Consider the following 20,289-nt stretch of genomic DNA (forward strand, 5'->3'; position numbering starts at 1 on the left):
CCTCAATCTTTCTACCTGAAAAAACAGATTGCGTATAAGCACACAAAATAATCTTCATCATCATTCGTGGATGATAGGCTGGACAACCGGTATCACGCAAAAAACGATCAAATGCCTCTTCTGGAATACTTTCTACTAATTCATTAACGGTGTATGCAATATCATTTTCTTGTAATTTTATTTCTAAATCTAACGGCAAAATTACTTGATTCATGGTATAATGTTTAAACATAGGGACACCTCCAAAAATTATTGTGTGGTAACTTTAATTTTATCAAAAGGTGTCCTTTTTGTGTGCATAAAAAGAGTGGCATTCACCTGTTTTGGTAAGTACCACTCTTTTTTATTTACTGGGGTTTTGTCCCAGCCTCTTTTTCATTAATTTATTGATCGATACGTTTCTGTAGCTCTAATACCTTCTCATGTGAGGGTAGGAAAAGAGCTGAAATCAATGCCGCAACAGCAATAACGAAAATTACTATAAATATAAGGTGAATCCCATGTGCTAAGGACTGATTAACAAAATCCATTAATTCTGGTGGGATATTGGTTAAATTATTTCCTGCCTCACCATTCGTTTGAAGTAAGTTATTAATCGTTTCCGCATCACCTGCATTATCAGGTAGATGGGATGCAGCATATTTAGCAACAGACGAATTAAACATACTTCCTAAAATAGTGATTCCAATCGTTTGTCCTAACGAACGGACAAATGAATTCGAAGCAGTTGCTGCACCACGCATTTGCCAACCAACGGATGCCTGAATCATAACGGTTGTCGGAGTAATGGCATATCCCATACCAAGCCCAAGCACAATCATTAAGCCGACAAAGTACCAGTATGGAGAGTCTAATTGAATGGCCAAGGTCCACCCTGTCCCTAATGCGACAAGAATAACACCTATCAGGGTTGTTCGCTTCGAACCAATTCGATACATATAGCGTCCACCAAAAGTAGCAGCAAGTGGCCATGCTAAGGACATTGGCATTAAGGTTAGTCCTGAGCTTGTCGCACTATGTCCGAGTATCGTTTGAATCCACATTGGTAAGTAGACATTAGCTCCAATTAACACAAAGCTCAGTAAAAATCCAATCAAATTGGAAATGGCAATGACTCGAATTTTAAAGATGGATAGTGGTAGCATTGGCTCTTCCACCTTTGTCTCAATCCAAATGAACAGAAGAATACCAATGGCAGACCCAATCAACAATAGAATAATCGTTGTGCTTCCCCAAGCATATTTTGTCCCACCACTTAATAACGCATAGAGTAGTGCAGAAACCGAGGCGGTGAACACGAGGGCTCCCCAATAATCAATTTTTTTCGACTGACGTTCAACGGTCTCATGTAAAAATAAAATGACGAGAATAAGTGAAATGGCACCAACAGGTACGTTGATATAGAATATCCATCTCCATGAAAAGTGATCAACGAACATACCACCAACTAGCGGTCCCATTAATCCAGCAATTCCCCACACACCACTAAATAGCCCTTGCATCTTAGCGCGTTGTTCTCCTGGAAAAATATCACCGATAATTGTAAAGGTAACTGGCATTACTGCCCCTGCGCCAATCCCTTGAAAGGCACGAAACCAAATTAGTTGTTCCATGGACTGAGCTAGTCCAGATAGAACCGATCCCAGTACAAATAAAATTACTCCAATAATGAAGATAATTTTTCGGCCAAAGAGATCGGCCAATTTTCCGTAAATAGGAGTAGTGACACTAGTGGTTAATGTATAAATGGCGAAAACCCAGCTATATAGGCTTAAGCCTTGTAATTCACCAACAATATGTGGCATTGCCGTACTGACAACCGTTACATCAATAGCAGTGAGAAATACAGCCACCATCATAGCCACAGTCACCATTTTTCGATTGGTTTGATGACTCAACCTAGCCATCCCCCTTTAAATTACTAGTATTATGTAAATTCAGAAATAGTTCAGATATACAACCTATTTTATACTTTTTTAAGTAGTGTTGTATATATTTCAGCATTGTCGAGATGTCTTCGATGATAGTTAAGAAATCTACTAGCAATCTATCTAACTTATTAGGATGAACGAAGGTATAACATTACTTCTTTGTCAAAGTATAATGGCACCCATCCATTGTTAATAATATTTGATCCAGTATTATGCGATGGGGAAGTGATGGGGATTGCTATAAATGGATAATGATACCGGAAATAAATTACGTTTCTATTAAATGGCAAGAGGATAGGATTCTATACGAGTACAGAGGAAGCTAACAGCTTTTGTCTGGAGAATTTTAAAAAGGTGTTAATTGAGTTGAAAGAAAAGCTTGCTATAAGGTAGGAAGTGATTACTTCTCTTAATATACAAGCTTCTATTCCTTACTAGAATTTGCAAGGGAACTCGTTAGTAGGGACAACAAATAATAGGTTTTATTATTTACCCTCGTTCTAAAGTAAGATGTAAAAAGTCTTAGTACATCGTAATTTTAATGGTGCTATTAGCTATTTAATCGTACGTTTCAACGCTACTTTTTCCCTATGGTTAATTACCTCCCTATATATTATAATTCTTTATAGAAAATTGCGAAAATATAGTCTATTAGAGGAGGCATACGATGCTGCAGGGAGAGATTATTAAATTCTATCGCGAAAAAAATAACATGACACAAGCACAGCTGGCGGATGGAATCTGTACTACTACCCACATTAGTAAAATTGAACGAGGAAAAACCGCATATTCTGAAGAGCTTATTACGCTGTTCTCAGAACGCCTTGCAATAGATATAAAAAAAGAGATAGAATCTGTAGAAAGAATAGAAAAGTTACTTCAACAGTGGCATCAATCCATGATTTTGGGCAGAAATGAAATGATAGAACATATCAAGAATGAATTAGAAGAAATAGCCTTTGTCTACTCATCTTACTACATATCCCACTACCAATTACTCCATGCTAGATACAATATCATACATCGAAATCATAAAAAGGCTTTTGAAATACTCGAGAATATTAGAAAAAAATCTCAAGAGCTAACTCCATATGAATACAATCTCTTACATCATATATACGGAATCTATTACATTAGTGATAGTGCTCATGTTACCCAGGGAGGTCATTTAAAACCACTTCAATTTTTAGAAAAGGTACAAATTGATGAGTACGGGAATGAAGAATATTATTATCACCTGGCAATTTCCTACCATTTAATCAGCTCACACATCATGGCTTATTATTATGCTGAAAAGGCATTACGTTATTTTCGAGCAACAAATAACTATGCACGGTCGATGGATGCAGAAACGTTTATGCTACTACAACTAAGTCGTGATGATTCCGTTGACTTCGATAACATTGTAGAACGATACCATCAGTTAATTCAAAATTGTGATACCTTAGGTTTTACAACCAAAAAGGCTATCTTACTAAATAACCTGGGCTTTGAATATTTTCATAAAGGTGAATATCCTTTATCGAAAAACTGCCATTGGGAAGCGATGCAATTGGATGAACCAGAATCTCCTAGCCATCTTTTACATCTTTATAACTATTTAGATACTTGTTTGGAAGGTAATCTTTCAAGAAAGAATATTTTACTGAAAAAAATAAAAGAAGGCCTTTCCCTAGCAGAGAAATTAGATAGTAAGCATTTCATCGTTTTATTCCAGATAATAAAACTAAAAGCGCAAGGGAATGAAGATGCTTATTATAAATTTCTCGAGGAAAAGGCGCTGCCCCATTTTTCTAAGATTAATCATGTCATTTACTATAAGCGCTATGGAAAAGTTCTATTTGAACACTATATTAAGACAAACCAGTATTTAAAAGCATCGGAGGTTCTTGGTGATCAATTATAAGATATCCCCGAGAAGTATAGATTTCTCGGGGATAAGTAATTGTACTGCTTTTTAACCCTCATTCAGTTGTCCTTCAGTCTGTTCAGCAACAAACTGCCATTTTAACTGTAAGGCATCTCCTTGGAATTGGTTTTGATCTTCCCCATTATCAATGAATTCAAATAAGACGATAACTTTGTTAATATCACCTGGCTTTAATCCATTTGGAACCTTTTCTCCCCCAACAAATGTATCAACCGCTGTAATGTCGGGTGTAATCTTGGAAAGCTCACTAAGGGTTGTTTCCATTACTTGAACCGTTGCATTGTTTTGGTTGTAAAGTATGGTTACTTTAATATGGTTAGCAAAATCATCTGTATTATCACCCAAAGCATCATTAACCTCGTAACTCGTATTCAGCAATACCTTGTGAATGTCTAGTGTTCCATTATTGGTTAATGTAAACTCACGAGAGATTTCATCGCCTGGCTTTAGATTAGTAACATTAACGATTGTTTCCGGATTAACGGATAAATCTAATGTACCAGCGGCAAACGTATTATTGACTTCAACTGTATCGCTGAAGTACGCATACGTTCCTCCTCCCATTAATGAAAATCCTAGTGCTGCTGTAAGTATTCCCTTACTTACCTTTTTTGAAAAACTCATTTTTCTTCCTCCTCTAGTTTTCTAAATTTTTTAACCCTATATCTTCATTTCAAAGGATAGGGGATTAAACGGTTTCCGTTTCTTTTACTTTTTTCCCTTCTAGCTCTCTAGCTGCCAAGAAAATCAAACGACCTGCTGATAGAACCAATAATAGGCCGGGAATAAATAATAAAAGTGCAGATCCGAGCTTTGATGTTGCGAATCCTACTACATATCCCAGGATTGGAATGGTGACCCCAGTATACTTTCCAACTATATGTTGGGCTTGAACATAATCTCGGTCAGCCGCATTGTTGTTATCTCCCTTCGTTTGAAACAATTGATTACCATTTACGTCCATGACATCCACAATACGATGCGTAACCAATCTATCTTCCTGTTGAAAAGTAATGATATCCCCATTCTTAAATGTCGTATCAGAACCTACTAGCTCAGTTAAAATGATAGACCCCGTTTTAAAGGTAGGATCCATGGAACCTGATAAAACTACTTTAACTTGATGTCCAAATAGGGACGGCTCTCCACCAGATGCTTTCGTTGATATAACAAAAAGTGCCAATAAACAAAAAAGAATTAACGTTCCTGTCTTCATAATCCCAAAAATGATTTTTTTCATTTTCATCCACCTCCAACAGCGTATAATTCTAGCGTAGGTTATAGACGGAAAATTGTAAATTGGGTTATTTTTCATATAAAAATACTAGAAAATAACACTTTTTTTCAGTTCAAATCTATTAAATGCGAGTTTAATAGGGTTTTCTATAACCCAATTGACTGTCTAGGGAAAACCCAAGAATAATAGAGGGTGAAAGCAAAACCAAAAGGAGAGGTGATTGTGTTGAAGAAGAAAAAGGATTTAAAAAAGAAGGCACTTCCTATATTTTTAACAGCAACGTTAGCCTTCTCGGGATTAGCATTACCTAGCACCAATGTTTCCGCTAGTGGGCAAGAAGTAGACACACCATCTTATGTAAACGTCTTGAGCGAAGCACCTAAGGGATTAAGTAGAGAGGATACTGTTTATTTATTCCTTCAAACACAGGTATCAGGGCAAAATGCATCGTTAAACACTAAAAATGTAGAATCACAAATCGCAAAGGCAAAGGAACAGTTCGAAATTATAGACAAAATAGACGACAAAGAGACCGGAACATATCATTTTAGAACGGTTGAAATGATTCATGGTGTTCCAATTTATGGATCTGAACAAACGGTGGCATTAGACAAAAATAATCAAGTAATGGCCTTCTTTGGAAATGTTACACCAAAACGTAAACAGTCTATCCTATCATCTGAATCAACACTTTCGGAAAATCAAGCATTAGAGGTTGCAAAACGTGATATTGAAGCGGACATTGGAGAAGTCAAAGAATATGATGGCATTGACGCAAAGCTAATCTGGTACCCGGACAATGGGAGTCATACGTTAGCATATTTAGTAATAGCTTCCACTTCTATTCCAGCACCAGGATATTATCATTACTTTGTAGATGCTACTAGTGGTGAGATAATGAAAAGCTACAATGCCTTTCATGAAATGGCACCAACCATAGATTCACAGAAAAATAGTTTCACTGTTGCGTCATCTGGTGAGGAACAAGAAATATCTCCTCTAGCAGAATCGGATAAATCTGAACCAATTACATCAAGAGGGATGGACATATTTGGTAACCTCTTAACATTTAATTCAACGTTAAATAAGGAAACAGGAGCGCGTTATTTGTTTGATAATACAAGAGCAAATGGTGTTCACACATTCCATGCACAACGTATGCCAGAGTTTTCTTTTCTATTACTCAATGCTTTATTAGGATTTACAGGCTTTGAAGTGACCACTTCATCAAGCTTTTTCTATGATCCTGCGGCGGTTTCAGCACATGTAAATGCTGGAAAGGTGTATGACTACTACAAAAGAGTGTTTAATAGGGATTCCCTTGATAATAATGGCATGAAGCTAATCTCAACGGTTCATGTTGGAGAGAAATGGAATAATGCTGGATGGAATGGCAAACAAATGATATATGGAGATGGAGACGGCCAGCTCATGATTTCTACTTCAGGCGGTATGGATGTCATTGGACATGAGATGACCCACGGTGTCATTACACATACAGCTGATCTCATTTATGAAGGAGAATCTGGAGCATTAAATGAATCACTTGCTGATATTATGGGTTCATTTATCGAGAATAAAACAGGTGATGATTTGTGGCTATTAGGTGAAGATATTTATACCCCAAATATACCTGGTGATGGTCTACGTGATATGAAGGATCCCGGTTCAGTTCCTCTATCAGGTTATACAGAAACAGGCTACTATCCTGATCATTACAATGATCGCTATTTGGGTGAGAAGGACAATGGTGGTGTACACATCAATAGTAGTATCAACAATAAAGCAGCCCATTTAATAACAGAAGGCGGCACACATTACGGTGTAACCGTTAACGGAATCGGTAAACAAAAGGCGGAAAAAATCTTCTATCGTACACTAACCCATTATTTAACAGCTTCTTCTAACTTTAGTGACATGCGCCAAGCAGCAGTTCAAGCAGCTCGTGACTTGTATCCGGATCGCAATGGAGAGCCATCTGTTGAGGTACAGGCAGTTATGGCAGCATATGATGCTGTAGGAGTTCATTAATTTAGCGTAATTTGAAGGACGGTTATTTCGTTTCTAGTAGCAATTGCTGACTGGGAAACGACATAATCGTCCATTTTTTTACTCGAAGTATTGCTGTTTCATTACCAATCTCTGAACGACTCCAACTACCGTCTTTACTGATATAGCAAATATCCAAGATATGGATCGAGCGTTATTAAAATAAAAGAAATAAAGTGACTCAAAACGTAGTCCTTAAAAAGCGAGAATAATATCTCGCTTTTTAAGTGCAATAAAATAGTTTATAATAATGGTAGAAATAAAGACATAAGAATAGTTATAATAGTTATATGATATTTTTGTGACAGAAAAGGGCGTTCTACTTAGGCGCCTTGCTTTTTGGCAGATAGGAAAGTTAAAAATTCTTTCCCGCCAGCATAAGAAAAGCAAACACTTCGCGAAAGACGTGCGAATGCGAGTTTTTCTCAGAAAAGAAGCGGGTGAGCCCACCCTTTACTGCCTAATATTTAGGGGATAAGGAAGGATAACATGAGTAACAAACAAGGTACAACAGATGTCATCTTGATTGGCGCAGGTGTGATGAGTGCAACATTAGGATCACTGTTAAAAGAGCTACAACCAGACTGGAACATTACCGTTTTCGAGAAGCTGGATAAACCGGGTGAGGAGAGCTCTAATGAATGGAACAATGCAGGAACAGGGCATTCTGCATTATGTGAGCTTAACTATACACCTGAGAAATCAGACGGAACAATCGATATAACAAAAGCAATTAAAATTAATGATCAATTTCAACTATCTAGACAATTTTGGTCTTATCTTGTAAACAGTAATTTAATTGAAAATCCAAGTGATTTTATTATGCCAATTCCTCATATGAGTTTAGTTGAGGGCGATAAAAATGTTAACTTTTTGAAAAAAAGATTTGAAGCGCTATCAAAAAGTCCACTTTTTGAGGGAATGGAATATTCCGATGACCCAGAGACCTTAAAGGAATGGATCCCGCTTATAATGGAAGGAAGAACATCAAGCGAGCCAATTGCTGCTACGAAAATTGATTCGGGTACAGATGTGAACTTTGGTGCTTTAACACGGATGTTATTTACCCACCTACAAAATCAAGGTGTAACGATTCATTATCAGCATCAGGTAAAAAACATTAAGCGTGGCAATGACGGTTCCTGGGAGCTAAAAGTAAAGAATCTTCAAAATGGTACGGTGGAACGCCATCATGCCAAATTTATTTTCCTTGGTGCAGGTGGAGGTAGCTTACATTTGCTCCAAAAAACTGGTATCCCTGAAGGAAAAGGTATTGGCGGCTTTCCTGTAAGCGGATTATTTATGGTATGTAATAAGCCGGAAATTGTTGAGCAGCATCATGCCAAGATTTATGGTAAGGCTAAGGTCGGTGCTCCGCCAATGTCTGTACCACATCTCGATACTAGATATATCGATAATAAAAAGTCTTTATTATTCGGTCCGTTTGCAGGATTTTCACCGAAGTTTCTAAAGACAGGTTCTATATTTGACCTAATTACTTCGGTTAAAATGCACAATATCGTGAATATGATCGGTGCAGGCCTAAAAAACATGGCATTGACGAAATACTTAATTCAACAGCTTTTATTAACGAAAGAAAAGCGGATGGAAGAGCTTCGCGAGTTCATTCCAGATGCAAAAAGTGAGGATTGGGATATTGTCGTTGCTGGTCAGCGTGTTCAAGTGATTGAAGAGACTGAAGCGGGTGGTAAGGGAACACTACAGTTCGGTACGAAGGTAGTGCATGCTGCTGATGGTTCTGTGGCAGGGTTACTTGGTGCATCTCCGGGTGCATCTACCGCAGTATCGATTATGCTGGAGTTAATTGAAAAATGCTTCCCAGAGCATTTAGAAGAATGGAAACCAAAGATAAAAGAAATGGTTCCTTCTTATGATATATCACTGAAAGAAAATCCAGAGCTTGTTCAGGAAATTCAAGCTTCCACCGCAGAAGCACTATGTTTAACAAGTGAACTTCAGGAAGTATAAATAAGAGAGCCGTAGATAGTAATCTACGGCTCATTCGTTTGGGCTTAAACCAAGCTATTTTCGTTTCCAGCATATTGGATTACGTCATGAGTTGGTTTTGGTACACACCCATAGATTTTCTCTGCTTGGAAGGAGTGAATTTCCGAATAGACCATTTTCATCCATTCAAATATCTCCATTTCGGATATGGAGTGGTCAGCCCAATACCATATATCTAACGGTACCTCATCGTTTAATAAAAATGCCTGGAATCGATATTGGATGTCTTTTGCTGGGTTAAAACCTTCTCGCTTATAAAAGCGAAGCCTCTTTTCGGTGTCAGGACTATTAGGATCAACTGCTTCAACTTCTAAAATAATTGGTTTGTTTTTTGCTTTTAACTTTTCAATGATTTGATGGCCAATTCCTGTTCCCCTTGATTCTTTGGAGACTAATAAGAAATCGACAAAAATGAACGTATCAAATTCTGCATACATGACAATATGATATTTTCCCTCATCTTTAACATATATATTCCCTTTTTCTTCTAATAGTGCATCAAGCTGTTCCTTTGCTTTCATTTCATCAACTGGAAAATAGGTCTGTAGTTTTTCATACCAATTCATTCTGTTAATCTTCCTTCTTTCTTCTAGTAACTTTCCATATTAGAGTATAACACAACAGGCTTCAGCTTTAATATTTCCCCCCTATTCAACCTTTTTAAAAAATAGTAACTATTCCCATTTGTGTTATACTAAATGAAAAAATAATCGGGAGAAGTAGAAAAATTGAGGTTTTTACGTGATAGAGATCCTTATAAAGTCTATATCTATACCAATTTTTTATCTGCACTAATTTTTACATTTATCTTTACCGTAAACTTGTTGTATCATGTACAAATTGTAAGGCTTGATCCGCTTCAGCTTGTTTTAGTTGGAACGGTGCTAGAACTGACAGTTTTCCTATTCGAAATTCCGACGGGAGTTGTTGCGGATTTAAAGAGTCGGAAGCTATCTATTATTATCGGGTACTTTTTAATAGGGAGTGGTTTTTTAATAGAGGGACTTTTCCCTTTGTTTGTTACCGTAATTATTTCACAGGTGTTATGGGGAATAGGGTACACATTTACTAGCGGTGCCCAGCAAGCATGGATTGCAGATGAGATTGGAGAGAAGGAGGCATCTGCTGCGTTTGTAAAAGGTGCCAGAGCAGGGAATTTAGGTCGGATCATAGCAATTCCATTAAGTATAGGAGTTGGGTACTTTATGGTTAATCTCCCAATTCTATTAGGTGGAATTGGTATGCTGCTATTAGCTGTGCTATTAATTCGCTATATGAAGGAAGAGAACTTTTATCCTGCTAATAAAGAGGAAAGGGATTCTACCTGGAGTCATCTTAAGAAGAATATGAAGAACATTATTCGATATTCCAAAGCTAGCTTTCTATTGCGGATATTATTTTTAATTGCTTTATTATTTGGTCTGTATAGTGAGGGCTTTGATAGACTTTGGATGACACATTTTATTGATGCTGCAAATCTATCGAAGTTTACGGATTCACAACTAGTTATATTTATGGGGGCTATTGAGTTCGTCATTGTACTTTTTTCCTTTATAACGCTACATTTAATTAGTAGAAGCACGATTTATGAGAGAAGAAAACAAATCTATATAGCATTATTTATCGGTAGTTTTATCATTATTAGTTCATTGCTAGGCTTTGCATTTTCAACATTGGTTATTGGTTTGCTTGTATTCTATATGTTAATCCAAATTTGCAGACATACGATGGAGCCATTAGTGGATGTTTGGTTGAATCAACTAATCGTCGATTCAAAGACACGCGCATCATTCTTTTCTGTGAAGGGACAAATAGATGCTATTGGCCAAATTAGCGGTGGCCCAGTGATTGGTCTTATAGCAACCAAGTTGGCAATAAGAACTGCATTTGTATGCTGTGCCATTCTATTATCACCGGTTCTAGTTTTATATTATTTAATCGTGAAAAAGGATAAGGACTTCAATAACAAAACTTCTGGTTAGTTGTGGTAAAATTAGACATATGTAAAGGGAAGCCTATTTTTAAATGTGAATCCGCTCACTAATATTTTTTCATTATTTGATTAACCTTATATTAACAACAAAAATTTCATCTACGAACTGGAGGCATGGTCAATGACCGTTGGTCTTATTATTATCTTATTCCTTGTATTATTTTTACCTTTCTTTGTAAAACCTATTGAACGAAATTTAGAACCATTTTTATTTGTGATGGGGCTACTGGCTGCAATTGTCAGTGGCGTTTTGAATATAGAGTTATTTGCAGAGGCATTGAAGGATCCTATCTTTATTACGTTAGCCGTTCTAATTGCTGGCCTGTTGTTTAAATGGTTAAAGAAACCGATCGAAGGCTTCATTTTAAAGGTTAGTCAAAAAATGAATATAAGTTTATTTCTTGCTGTTATTATTGTTGTTTTAGGACTATTATCAAGTGTTATTACAGCAATTATCGCAGCTATTGTTCTAGTTTCCATCGTGAGTGTCTTGAAGCTGGATCGAAAGACTGAAATTCGAACCGTTATCCTAGCTTGTTTTTCGATTGGACTAGGGGCCGTATTAACGCCAATTGGTGAGCCGTTAGCAACAATAACGACAAACAAACTGAATGAAAGCTTCTCCTATCTGTTTCAATCCATAGGGCTAGAGGTTATTATCGTTGTTCTAGCAATTGGTATTGTATCTTATTTTGTTCTAAAGCCTAGTCAGAGTGACCGTGGCTTAGATGGGGATAATGATGCAGAGAGCTACTCAGAAATACTAATCCGCTCCTTTAAAATTTATTTATTTGTAATGGGATTAACATTATTAGGAGCGGGATATGAGCCATTAGTGGATCGTTATTTATTAGATTTACCTCCAACCATTTTGTACTGGATCAATATGATATCAGCGGTTTTAGATAACGCAACATTAGCTGCTGCAGAAATAAGTCCAGCAATGTCCTACCAAACGATAGAATTTCTATTATTAGGCTTAATTATTAGTGGTGGAATGCTTATTCCAGGTAACATTCCAAACATTATATCTGCTAATAAGCTTGGAATTACCAGTAAAGAATGGGCTAAAATGGGTGTTCCTTTTGGATTAATTGTGATGGTTATTGTATTTATTTATCTTTTGATCTTTGGTTAGGTCACAATATATAGAGGTTCCTGCTATCATGCCAGGAACCTCTTATTTTGATTGTACAAATTCTCTTAATGATGAAGTCAAATCTTCTGAGATGGAGTAGATAGTATGGGTGTCAGTAATATTCATTAATGTACTTTTTCCCCCTTCTGCTCCTATCCACAAATGATATCCTTCGGTGCTACCGTCTACATCAGTAATTAATAGGTCAAATTCAGGCTCAGCCATATTCACTATCCCAGGAACTTTTTCAGCACTAGTAGTTAGTTTTTCAAAAAAGGATAGAGTCGAAGTATCATCATATTCAATGAAATAGTCTGGGTTTATGTTAGCAAATCCTCTTGAACTAGAAATACTGACTGTACGCAGCTCTGTATTGGACGATTTTTTGGAGTCCGAATTACCATCCGGTAGTCGTTCTGTGGAATTCGTTAATTGACAGCCTACAAGAGTGCTAGCCATAAAAAGGAGTAAAAGTGTAAACCAAATCATTTTTCTCATCGTCAGTTACCTCAATTTATATTGGTGTTTAAAACTTAGACGTAGTAACTTCGATAAATGTTTCATGAATTACTAATATGAATGGTTAATTTTAAAGACAGTTTATGGATTCCTATCATAAGTATTCCTGCTGTTATCTGATCATATGAAGTATTAAAAAGTGGAGGGAGTACTTGTAAAGAGTTGGTTTCGGAAGGTATGCATAGATGGGCTGTAATTTGTGTAAGAAATGGATTATTAATCTCGCCGATTACAGCACTAACAATTAATAACAAACAGGCTGGCATAATATAGAGGCTATTATACTTACAATACTTTTTTTTCTCTGTTCCTTGGATACGATGCTTTGGATTAGGTGCGACTAATGGCCACCATAAATGCAAGGATAAGATAAATAATAGTGTAACATATCCGTTATGAATAGCTGAATAAGCGGATAAAAGGTTTATCACGATTGGAATATGATACAAAAAAAGTAATATAGCAAAGCTTACTAAAGCTATCTGTGGGGGGAGAAGCCATCTGTTTAATGCTTTAAAAGCTGGCATTCCATAAATGATAAGCGGCGGAATGATGAAATAAAGTATGCTCATCTGAAGCATGTGTAAGCTAAAGGATAGTTCACTAATCTTCGTTAAAGGACTACCAATTGCCAGGTATAAGAGTCCCAAGCCTAGAAAAATGGAAAATGTTTTCCTATGTACAATTGTTTTATGTAAGTAATTCTTTACAAGCCAAATATAAAGTAATGCGATGAGAAGGAGCAACATGAACAAAGGAATATTCCACGCTAGTTGATCTCCTAGTAAGAAATCAAACAACCTATAACTCCTCCCTTCAGGCTGTCGTATCATTCTATAATCAGCTTATGTACGTTATTTTAAATTATTCGATACGTATAAAGTATAAAAAATATGGCATCGCATAGGTATAGCGATGCCACTGATAAATAATTTTATGGAAGTGCTATTTTATTTTCTTTCTAACTTCTTCTATCTTTCTCATTTTATTTTCCCAGGTTTTGATACTTAAATCTACGGGATATTCTTCCGGATTTATAGGACGCTTATATTCATTCCATAATAGCTGTAATTGCTTCTCAGCATATGCCTGTAATTCCACTAAGCTCGGAGTCTCATAGACTAATTTTCCATTCTGGAAAATTTCGTGATGCAGGTTAACAGCTTGGAATTTAGTTACAAACTTGCTGATATAGGTATGAACAGGATGGAACATTTTTATTTTATTTTCCTTGCTCGGGTCCTCATCCTCTAATGTGATGTAATCCCCTTCAGAACGATGATTGGTCGTATTAATAATTCGATAAACCTTTTTCACCCCTGGTGTCGTTACTTTTTCTGGATTGCCAGAAATCTTTATCGTATCTTCCATTTCACCATGTTCATTTTCAATGGCAACTAATTTATATACCGCACCTAAGGCAGGCTGGTCAAAAGCGGTAATTAGCTTGGTTCCCACGCCATAGACATCAATTTTAGCATCCTGGGAATGAAGACTAAATATCGTATGTTCATCTAAGTCGTTTGAAGCGAATATTTTTGCCTCCGTAAAACCTGCTTCATCTAACATCTTTCTTGCCTTTTTGGAAAGGTATGCAAGGTCACCGCTATCTAAACGAATACCTAAAAAGTTGATACGGTCACCTAGCTCCTTTGCTACTCGTATCGCATTAGGTACCCCAGATTTTAATGTATCATACGTGTCCACTAGGAAAACACAGTTCTTATGGCGTTCTGCGTATTTCATAAAGGCAGTGTATTCATCTTGGTAGGCTTGTACCATCGCATGGGCATGCGTACCAGCGATAGGGATACCAAATAATTTTCCTGCACGAACATTACTCGTTGCTTGAAACCCTCCTATAAAGGCAGCGCGAGTTCCCCAAATGGCTGCATCCATTTCTTGGGCCCTTCTCGTACCAAACTCCATTAACATATGATTTTTGGCAATTTGTTTAATACGAGATGCTTTCGTCGCAATTAGTGTTTGGTAATTGATAATATTTAATAATGCCGTCTCTATAAGCTGTGCCTCTACTAGACCTGCCTCAACACGAAGAAGGGGTTCATTACCAAACACTATTTCTCCTTCTTGCATAGACTTAATTGAACCAGTAAAGCGTACCGTTCTTAAATAATCAAGAAAATCCTCACGATATCCTTGTTCAGCTAAATAACGAATATCAGAATCACTAAATTTGAAGTTTTTTACAAATTCTATTACCCTTTCCAAACCAGCAAATACGGCATATCCATTTCCAAATGGTAGTTTTCGGAAATATAAATCAAATACTGCCTTGCGCTCATGGATATTGTCTGCCCAGTAAGTTTCAGCCATATTAATTTGATATAAATCTGTATGGAGGGTTAAGCTATCATCAGTATTTTCCATTGGAGTACCTCCTAAAAGAGTCGTTATTATTCATTCTTTCCTTAACTTCATGAACCTTACGTTTAATTTTTAACTACGGTTGCATTTAGTGTATTCACAAAGTGCTGCAATGCCCATTCGTGTCCAATTTGATTAAAGCTTGCAACACCATTTTCGTGGATGACAATGTCAAAGCCTTTTCCATATGCATCAATCGCAGTATGGAGGACACAGATGTCAGTACATGTGCCAACAATATGTATTTCAGAGATTTTTCTTTCACGGAGGAAAAGCTCTAAACTAGTACCTACAAATGCGGAATATCTTGTTTTGTCCATCCAGTGAACATTCGATTTCGATTTATTAGCTTCCCACACATTTTGTAAATCACCATATAATTCTCTTCCTTTTGTCCCGACGATATTATGAGGGGGATAAAGCATTGCTTCCGGGTGATAGGGGTCATTCTCGAGATGTTTATCAATTGCAAAAACTACCTCATCTCCGTTATCAATAAACTGTTTGGTTAGGCTTATAATATATTCTTCTATAGCTTGTCCAGGCTTCCCGCAAGTTAATGCTCCATCCTCAGCAATGAAATCATTCGTATAATCAACATTTAATAAACACTTTTTACTCACTTTTATACACCCCTTGAAACCAATTTATTTTCTTTATTATATCAAAGTTGTCTAAATCCCTCATACTCGATAATCCACGTAGAAATTCATTGTAAAAAGACATCCTACATCAGTATTTCTTTATTGGGTGAATTTGTTTCTAAGGGACAATCTAAACCTAAGGAGTGTGATAATTCATGAGTGAGTTTTGCCCAGAAGTTTGGCCAGAGGACCCTGTCCCGTCATGCCAAACCGACTGCCAAGAATGTGGCTTATATCGACAAGGGTCAAGAATGATTTGGGGTGAAGGCAACCCGAAAGCTCCAATAATGATTATTCTGGACAATCCAGGGGCACGTGAGGATCGAAAGGGTAATCCTATGGTATGTGGTACGCGACAAACCTTACAGCAAGCAATGCATGAAGCAGGATTAACAAAAAAACAACTCTATGTCACCTATATCTTAAAAAGGCAACCAGTTCGAGCCTATGATAAAGAGAAGACACGAGCTATTTGTATGCAGCATTTATTAGAGCAATTAGCTGAGCAAAATCCAAAGCTGATTGTTTGTCTTGGTAATGTTGCGGTTCAGGCCTTTTTCCGCAATTCGGAACTGGATGTAAAAGGTTTGAGAGGTAAGTCGCATCTAGTGGGCGAACACACTGTAACTGCTGCATATCATCCACTTGCCGCTAGACGTCGACCTAATTTATATCCATTACTTCGTGAAGATATGCAGTTTGTGGCAGCACGGATTAGGGAAATAAACTAGTACCGTGAAATTTTTATGATTACCTTTACTTTGGTTGGATTTTTTCAATTGCATTCTATCGCTTCAAATGGTAATATATCGATAATTTTATCAGTCAGGAGGGGACATCTATGAGAGCAGTAACCTTAACCAATATTTACCTTCATCCGATAACGCAAAAATATGTAAGACGCTCTGGAATGGCACATGCAATTTCTGTTGCCTACCATGCATATGACTTAGCAATAAAATATGGTGTTAATCCTGATTTAGCAGCAAAGGCAGGTTTTCTACACGATATTGGTCATTATGAATGGTATAGTGAAGGAAAATGGGATTACCGACTCTATCGTGAGTATGATATCCATCCGATAAAAGGAGCGGAACGTGCACATAAGCTACTCGTACGTTTGGGAGAGGATAAGCATGTTGCCAAAGAAATCGCCCATGCTATTCTTTTTCACACGGATTCTGCACTCCCAACAGGAGAATTCCAATTCACCCCTCTTCAAAAAGTTGTACATCTAGCAGATGAATCTGACAAAGAACCTGGAAACAAGCATCATTATCGAAATATGGATAGGGAAAAAGAGCTTTATTTAATTGCAGAGCTAGATAAGAAAATAGACGCCGCTATTTCAAATGATGGAAAAAGTTCTTAAAGGGAGAACGGAAGGAATTTTAATAGAGGATGGGACATAACGAAACAATCATTTCGAAGGGTCGGATCATTTACTGTTTCGTGTAATGTGTTTTCCAAGCGTTTTTCGCACCGATCAATTAGTGTTGAAGAACACTTGTGTCCCACCTCATAACCATCACTAAAAAATCATGCTGATAAATTATTTCATCTTTTCTGCACTTATTTGTAGACGCCTGTTTCTTCTAGTTGGAGCACTCAAAAATAGTCGCTTTTCCTCCTCGGTTTCCGGTATAACCCCACAGACAGGTGTAGGCTTTCCATCTTGATCAACAGCGACCATCGTAAGAATTGCTGTTGTTGTAATCGTCTTTTCTCCTGATTGAATGTTTTGGCATTCTACTTTTACGAACACCTCCATGGAGGTTCTCCCCGTCGATATAACAACACCTTCTAGGTGCAGAATATCACCAACCCGAGCAGATGAAAGAAAGTTAACCGTATCAATTGAGGCAGTGACAACAACCTGATTACTATGTTTCATCGCTGTGATAGCGGCAATTTCATCAATATAAGCAAGTACGGTCCCACCGAAAATAGTACCTAAATGATTTGTATCCGGTGGCAGTACCAGCTTTGTTTGATTTGTTCTGGATACATTCGTCGATAACTTTTCTGTCATATTATTTCCTCTTTTCCTGTTTTGTCAATATGCCTTCTAGTTAGAGGAGAGAGACGTGAAATGTAGATAGTATTCACAATACTAAAAAAACCCATCCGATAAGATGGGTTTACAAACAAGAGCAAAAATAGCGGTGGTTGAACTGCTACCAACATCATTACCCTCGTTATACCTCCCCAACTCCCGAAGAAGATATTACTATGTACTATTGGCAGGTCTCCTGACTTATGCTATAACCTACTCTAATCCCTTCCCGTTCATAAACAGTGGTTTTGATTATTTCGTCAGCATTTACAGTTGCGGGTACAGTTCTGGTTTTTCACCAGATTCCCTATTAAGTCTATTATGACACCAATCTTACCGGTAAAACTATTTAACTTTTATCGTACATCACAACTATAATCAATACCTGTCATTTTGACAAATATATTAGGGCATTATGTAACGTGAATACATAAAGCGTATAACGAAAGAGATACTATTAGCGTTAGTAGAGAAACTGATGTTTTGACTTATAATTTTGTTTTTTCTACAATTTAATTTGTATCAGAATACAAGAATAAGGATGATTGAGATGACAAAAGTTGGAGTTCTAGTAGGAAGCCTTCGAAAGGAATCATATTCTAAAAAGCTTGCTAAAAATGTAATGGGCTATTTCCCAGAAGGATTTGAAACAGAGTTAATAGAAATCGGTAATCTACCTTTTTATAATCAGGATTTTGATGATGAGAATAATGCACCAGAAGTGCTACACGAGTTCAGACAAAAAATTGGGGAATGTGATGCATTTTTATTTGTAACACCAGAATATAATCGTTCGATTCCAGCTGTGTTAAAAAATGCATTAGATACAGCCTCTCGTCCAAAGACAGATAATAAATGGGGTGGAAAGCCTGCAGCAATCATAAGCCAATCCCCAGGAGGGATCGGTGGATTTGGAGCTAACCATCATTTGCGCCAAATGCTAACTTGTGTGAATGTACCAGTACTTCAGCAACCTGAAGCATATATTGGTAATGTAGCAACACTAATGAATGAGAGTGGAGCAATTACTAATGAAGGCACTGCTGAATTCTTACAAAAGTTTGTAGTGAAATTTGTAGACTTTATCAAGCGATTCGAGGATTAATGAAGAGGAAATGGCCAGTTCCTGTTTAAGGGATCTGGCCATTAATCCATGTAGGGCTAGTACATAAAATTTTATTGATTTCTATGAAATAAATCCCGTAGCTCTTCCATTTTCTTTTCCACTAAAGGATAGAAGTTATTCTTCGCATGAGTTGTTGAATTTCCTCCAAAAAAATTAGTACCAGGACAGGATTTAACCTCATTGTCCTTTGCGTTGTCGAGTACCCTTTCCTTTGTTTTGTAGTGCCACCAATGATGATAGGTGATTGTATCAATAGATGGTTCTAAGGAAAATTTTAAGCTTAGCAGTGCCGTTACGAATATAATTGTATCTCTTTGTTCCTGAGTCATAACATCATGACCAAGATCAAAGTTTCCGACGTGCTCGATAGCAATTCCATTTTCATTAGCCTTTGGCCCAATGGTTCCCTCAGGGGCGATATTAATAGGGCGAGAAAGAGCAATTTTTCCGTCGGGGAAGGTAGTGATATTCTGGGCAATATTACTCCAACCCATTGTTTTCATATGATGCTGCTGCATACTGTTTAATATTTGAAAATAATTATTACCATGAAAATGCTTGTAGGAAGGCCGCCATGTATGATGCTGTTGAATGAGATGGATTTCCCTTGTGAACTTTTGGTTGAGTAGCCAGTCTTGAAATTCCTCTCTAGTCATAACAATATGCTGTCCTTCCATGTTCAATGGCTTTGACTTAATTGTTAGCATTTGCCCTGGACGTAATTGCTTAGAGGGAAGACGATTCACATGTTGAATGATCTCCTCGGTTGAGTGAAATTCCTTCGCTATTTGTTGTAAGGTTTCCCCAGGAGAAACTTCATGGATCACTGGTACGATTAGCTTCTGACCCTCTAGTAGGGTGTTAGACTGGAGACCATTTGTGATTTTAAGTTCGTATGTGGAGGTACTGAATTGTTTAGCAATTTTAGGTAATGTATCACCACCCTTTACTTCATATAGGTTTGAGGTTGAACTAGCGTGAGAAGTGGATGATAAATGTAAGAATAATACAATGGATAGAACTAAAAGTGAACCAATCACATGTTTCTTCATACGTAATCTCCTTGCTCCTTGAATTAGGTATTTATTTTAAATGAGCTTTATTATAGTCTCGTTTGGATTTTGATTTTTATTCTTAGGAAGGATTCCAAGGGGAATAGCCAAACTCTCCTCACTATGATATGTTTGGAACATACGCTTCTAATTGGATTAAGATATAATTTTTATAATAGGAAGCAGTGAAGACTACAG

Annotated in this window: 19 protein-coding genes and 1 riboswitch; of the genes, 8 read left to right on the plus strand and 11 right to left on the minus strand. The window is 37.1% G+C overall.

Annotated features, from left to right (window positions below; all coding sequences use genetic code 11):
• The coding region (locus KI338_RS05820; RefSeq protein WP_212920071.1) for a transposase at window positions 1-232 on the minus strand (232 nt) is incomplete at its 3' end.
• A gap of 151 nt (window positions 233-383) precedes the next feature.
• Window positions 384-1,898, minus strand: coding sequence for an MDR family MFS transporter (locus KI338_RS05825; RefSeq protein ID WP_280530729.1), 1,515 nt, complete (start codon window positions 1,896-1,898; stop codon window positions 384-386).
• 700 nt (window positions 1,899-2,598) lie between these two features.
• On the opposite strand from KI338_RS05825, the gene KI338_RS05830 reads away from it, so the two are divergent.
• Window positions 2,599-3,837, plus strand: coding sequence for a helix-turn-helix domain-containing protein (locus tag KI338_RS05830; protein ID WP_212920072.1), 1,239 nt, complete (start codon window positions 2,599-2,601; stop codon window positions 3,835-3,837).
• 51 nt (window positions 3,838-3,888) lie between these two features.
• Here KI338_RS05830 and KI338_RS05835 read toward each other — a convergent pair whose 3' ends face one another.
• Both KI338_RS05835 and sipW read right to left on the minus strand, forming a co-directional pair.
• On the minus strand, window positions 3,889-4,485 hold the full coding sequence (locus KI338_RS05835) for a TasA family protein (RefSeq protein ID WP_212920073.1): 597 nt from the start codon (window positions 4,483-4,485) through the stop codon (window positions 3,889-3,891).
• Between the two features lie 64 nt (window positions 4,486-4,549).
• Entirely contained in the window at window positions 4,550-5,101 is a 552-nt protein-coding gene (gene sipW / locus KI338_RS05840; RefSeq protein WP_212920074.1) for a signal peptidase I SipW, read from the minus strand.
• Window positions 5,102-5,320: 219 nt separating this feature from the next.
• On the opposite strand from sipW, the gene KI338_RS17820 reads away from it, so the two are divergent.
• On the plus strand, window positions 5,321-7,129 hold the full coding sequence (locus KI338_RS17820) for a M4 family metallopeptidase (RefSeq protein ID WP_280530730.1): 1,809 nt from the start codon (window positions 5,321-5,323) through the stop codon (window positions 7,127-7,129).
• A 507-nt stretch (window positions 7,130-7,636) separates the two neighbouring features.
• On the plus strand, window positions 7,637-9,136 hold the full coding sequence (locus KI338_RS05850; RefSeq protein ID WP_212920075.1) for a malate:quinone oxidoreductase: 1,500 nt from the start codon (window positions 7,637-7,639) through the stop codon (window positions 9,134-9,136).
• Window positions 9,137-9,180: 44 nt separating this feature from the next.
• Here the strand turns inward: KI338_RS05850 and KI338_RS05855 are convergent, their stop codons facing one another.
• Window positions 9,181-9,741, minus strand: a complete 561-nt coding sequence (locus tag KI338_RS05855) for a GNAT family N-acetyltransferase (protein ID WP_212920076.1) — start codon at window positions 9,739-9,741, stop codon at window positions 9,181-9,183.
• A gap of 162 nt (window positions 9,742-9,903) precedes the next feature.
• Here KI338_RS05855 and KI338_RS05860 point away from each other — a divergent pair, with 162 nt between their 5' ends.
• On the plus strand, window positions 9,904-11,157 hold the full coding sequence (locus tag KI338_RS05860; RefSeq protein WP_212920077.1) for an MFS transporter: 1,254 nt from the start codon (window positions 9,904-9,906) through the stop codon (window positions 11,155-11,157).
• A 132-nt stretch (window positions 11,158-11,289) separates the two neighbouring features.
• The gene (locus KI338_RS05865; protein WP_212920078.1) at window positions 11,290-12,306 is read left to right on the plus strand and encodes a DUF1646 family protein; all 1,017 of its coding nucleotides are present in this window, start codon (window positions 11,290-11,292) and stop codon (window positions 12,304-12,306) included.
• Between the two features lie 42 nt (window positions 12,307-12,348).
• Here KI338_RS05865 and KI338_RS05870 read toward each other — a convergent pair whose 3' ends face one another.
• The 4 genes from KI338_RS05870 to KI338_RS05885 all read right to left on the minus strand — a co-directional run bounded on the left by KI338_RS05870 (window position 12,349) and on the right by KI338_RS05885 (window position 15,836).
• Window positions 12,349-12,804: a YhfM domain-containing protein gene (locus KI338_RS05870; RefSeq protein WP_212920079.1), complete on the minus strand. Its 456-nt coding sequence runs from the start codon at window positions 12,802-12,804 to the stop codon at window positions 12,349-12,351.
• 62 nt (window positions 12,805-12,866) lie between these two features.
• Complete coding sequence (locus KI338_RS05875; RefSeq protein ID WP_212920080.1) at window positions 12,867-13,625, minus strand: cytochrome c oxidase assembly protein; 759 nt, start codon at window positions 13,623-13,625, stop codon at window positions 12,867-12,869.
• A 145-nt stretch (window positions 13,626-13,770) separates the two neighbouring features.
• Window positions 13,771-15,216, minus strand: coding sequence for a nicotinate phosphoribosyltransferase (locus KI338_RS05880; RefSeq protein WP_212920081.1), 1,446 nt, complete (start codon window positions 15,214-15,216; stop codon window positions 13,771-13,773).
• A 62-nt stretch (window positions 15,217-15,278) separates the two neighbouring features.
• The gene (locus KI338_RS05885; RefSeq protein ID WP_212920082.1) at window positions 15,279-15,836 is read right to left on the minus strand and encodes a cysteine hydrolase family protein; all 558 of its coding nucleotides are present in this window, start codon (window positions 15,834-15,836) and stop codon (window positions 15,279-15,281) included.
• Window positions 15,837-16,012: 176 nt separating this feature from the next.
• Between KI338_RS05885 and KI338_RS05890 the strand changes: the two genes are divergently transcribed.
• Both KI338_RS05890 and KI338_RS05895 read left to right on the plus strand, forming a co-directional pair.
• Window positions 16,013-16,588 carry a uracil-DNA glycosylase gene (locus KI338_RS05890; protein WP_212920083.1) on the plus strand — a complete coding sequence of 192 codons (576 nt, stop codon included), beginning with the start codon at window positions 16,013-16,015 and terminating at the stop codon, window positions 16,586-16,588.
• 110 nt (window positions 16,589-16,698) lie between these two features.
• On the plus strand, window positions 16,699-17,229 hold the full coding sequence (locus KI338_RS05895; RefSeq protein WP_212920084.1) for an HD domain-containing protein: 531 nt from the start codon (window positions 16,699-16,701) through the stop codon (window positions 17,227-17,229).
• Between the two features lie 180 nt (window positions 17,230-17,409).
• On the opposite strand, the gene KI338_RS05900 is transcribed toward KI338_RS05895, so the two are convergent.
• Window positions 17,410-17,889 carry an acyl-CoA thioesterase gene (locus KI338_RS05900; protein WP_212920085.1) on the minus strand — a complete coding sequence of 160 codons (480 nt, stop codon included), beginning with the start codon at window positions 17,887-17,889 and terminating at the stop codon, window positions 17,410-17,412.
• Between the two features lie 193 nt (window positions 17,890-18,082).
• Window positions 18,083-18,260, minus strand: a riboswitch (cobalamin riboswitch).
• Window positions 18,261-18,463: 203 nt separating this feature from the next.
• Between KI338_RS05900 and KI338_RS05905 the strand changes: the two genes are divergently transcribed.
• On the plus strand, window positions 18,464-19,018 hold the full coding sequence (locus KI338_RS05905) for an NADPH-dependent FMN reductase (protein WP_212920086.1): 555 nt from the start codon (window positions 18,464-18,466) through the stop codon (window positions 19,016-19,018).
• A gap of 71 nt (window positions 19,019-19,089) precedes the next feature.
• On the opposite strand, the gene KI338_RS05910 is transcribed toward KI338_RS05905, so the two are convergent.
• The gene (locus KI338_RS05910; RefSeq protein WP_212920087.1) at window positions 19,090-20,091 is read right to left on the minus strand and encodes a LysM peptidoglycan-binding domain-containing protein; all 1,002 of its coding nucleotides are present in this window, start codon (window positions 20,089-20,091) and stop codon (window positions 19,090-19,092) included.
• Window positions 20,092-20,289: the final 198 nt, after the last annotated feature.

The organism is Ornithinibacillus bavariensis, from assembly GCF_018333235.1.
GTDB classification, from domain to species: Bacteria; Bacillota; Bacilli; order Bacillales; family Amphibacillaceae; genus Ornithinibacillus; species Ornithinibacillus bavariensis.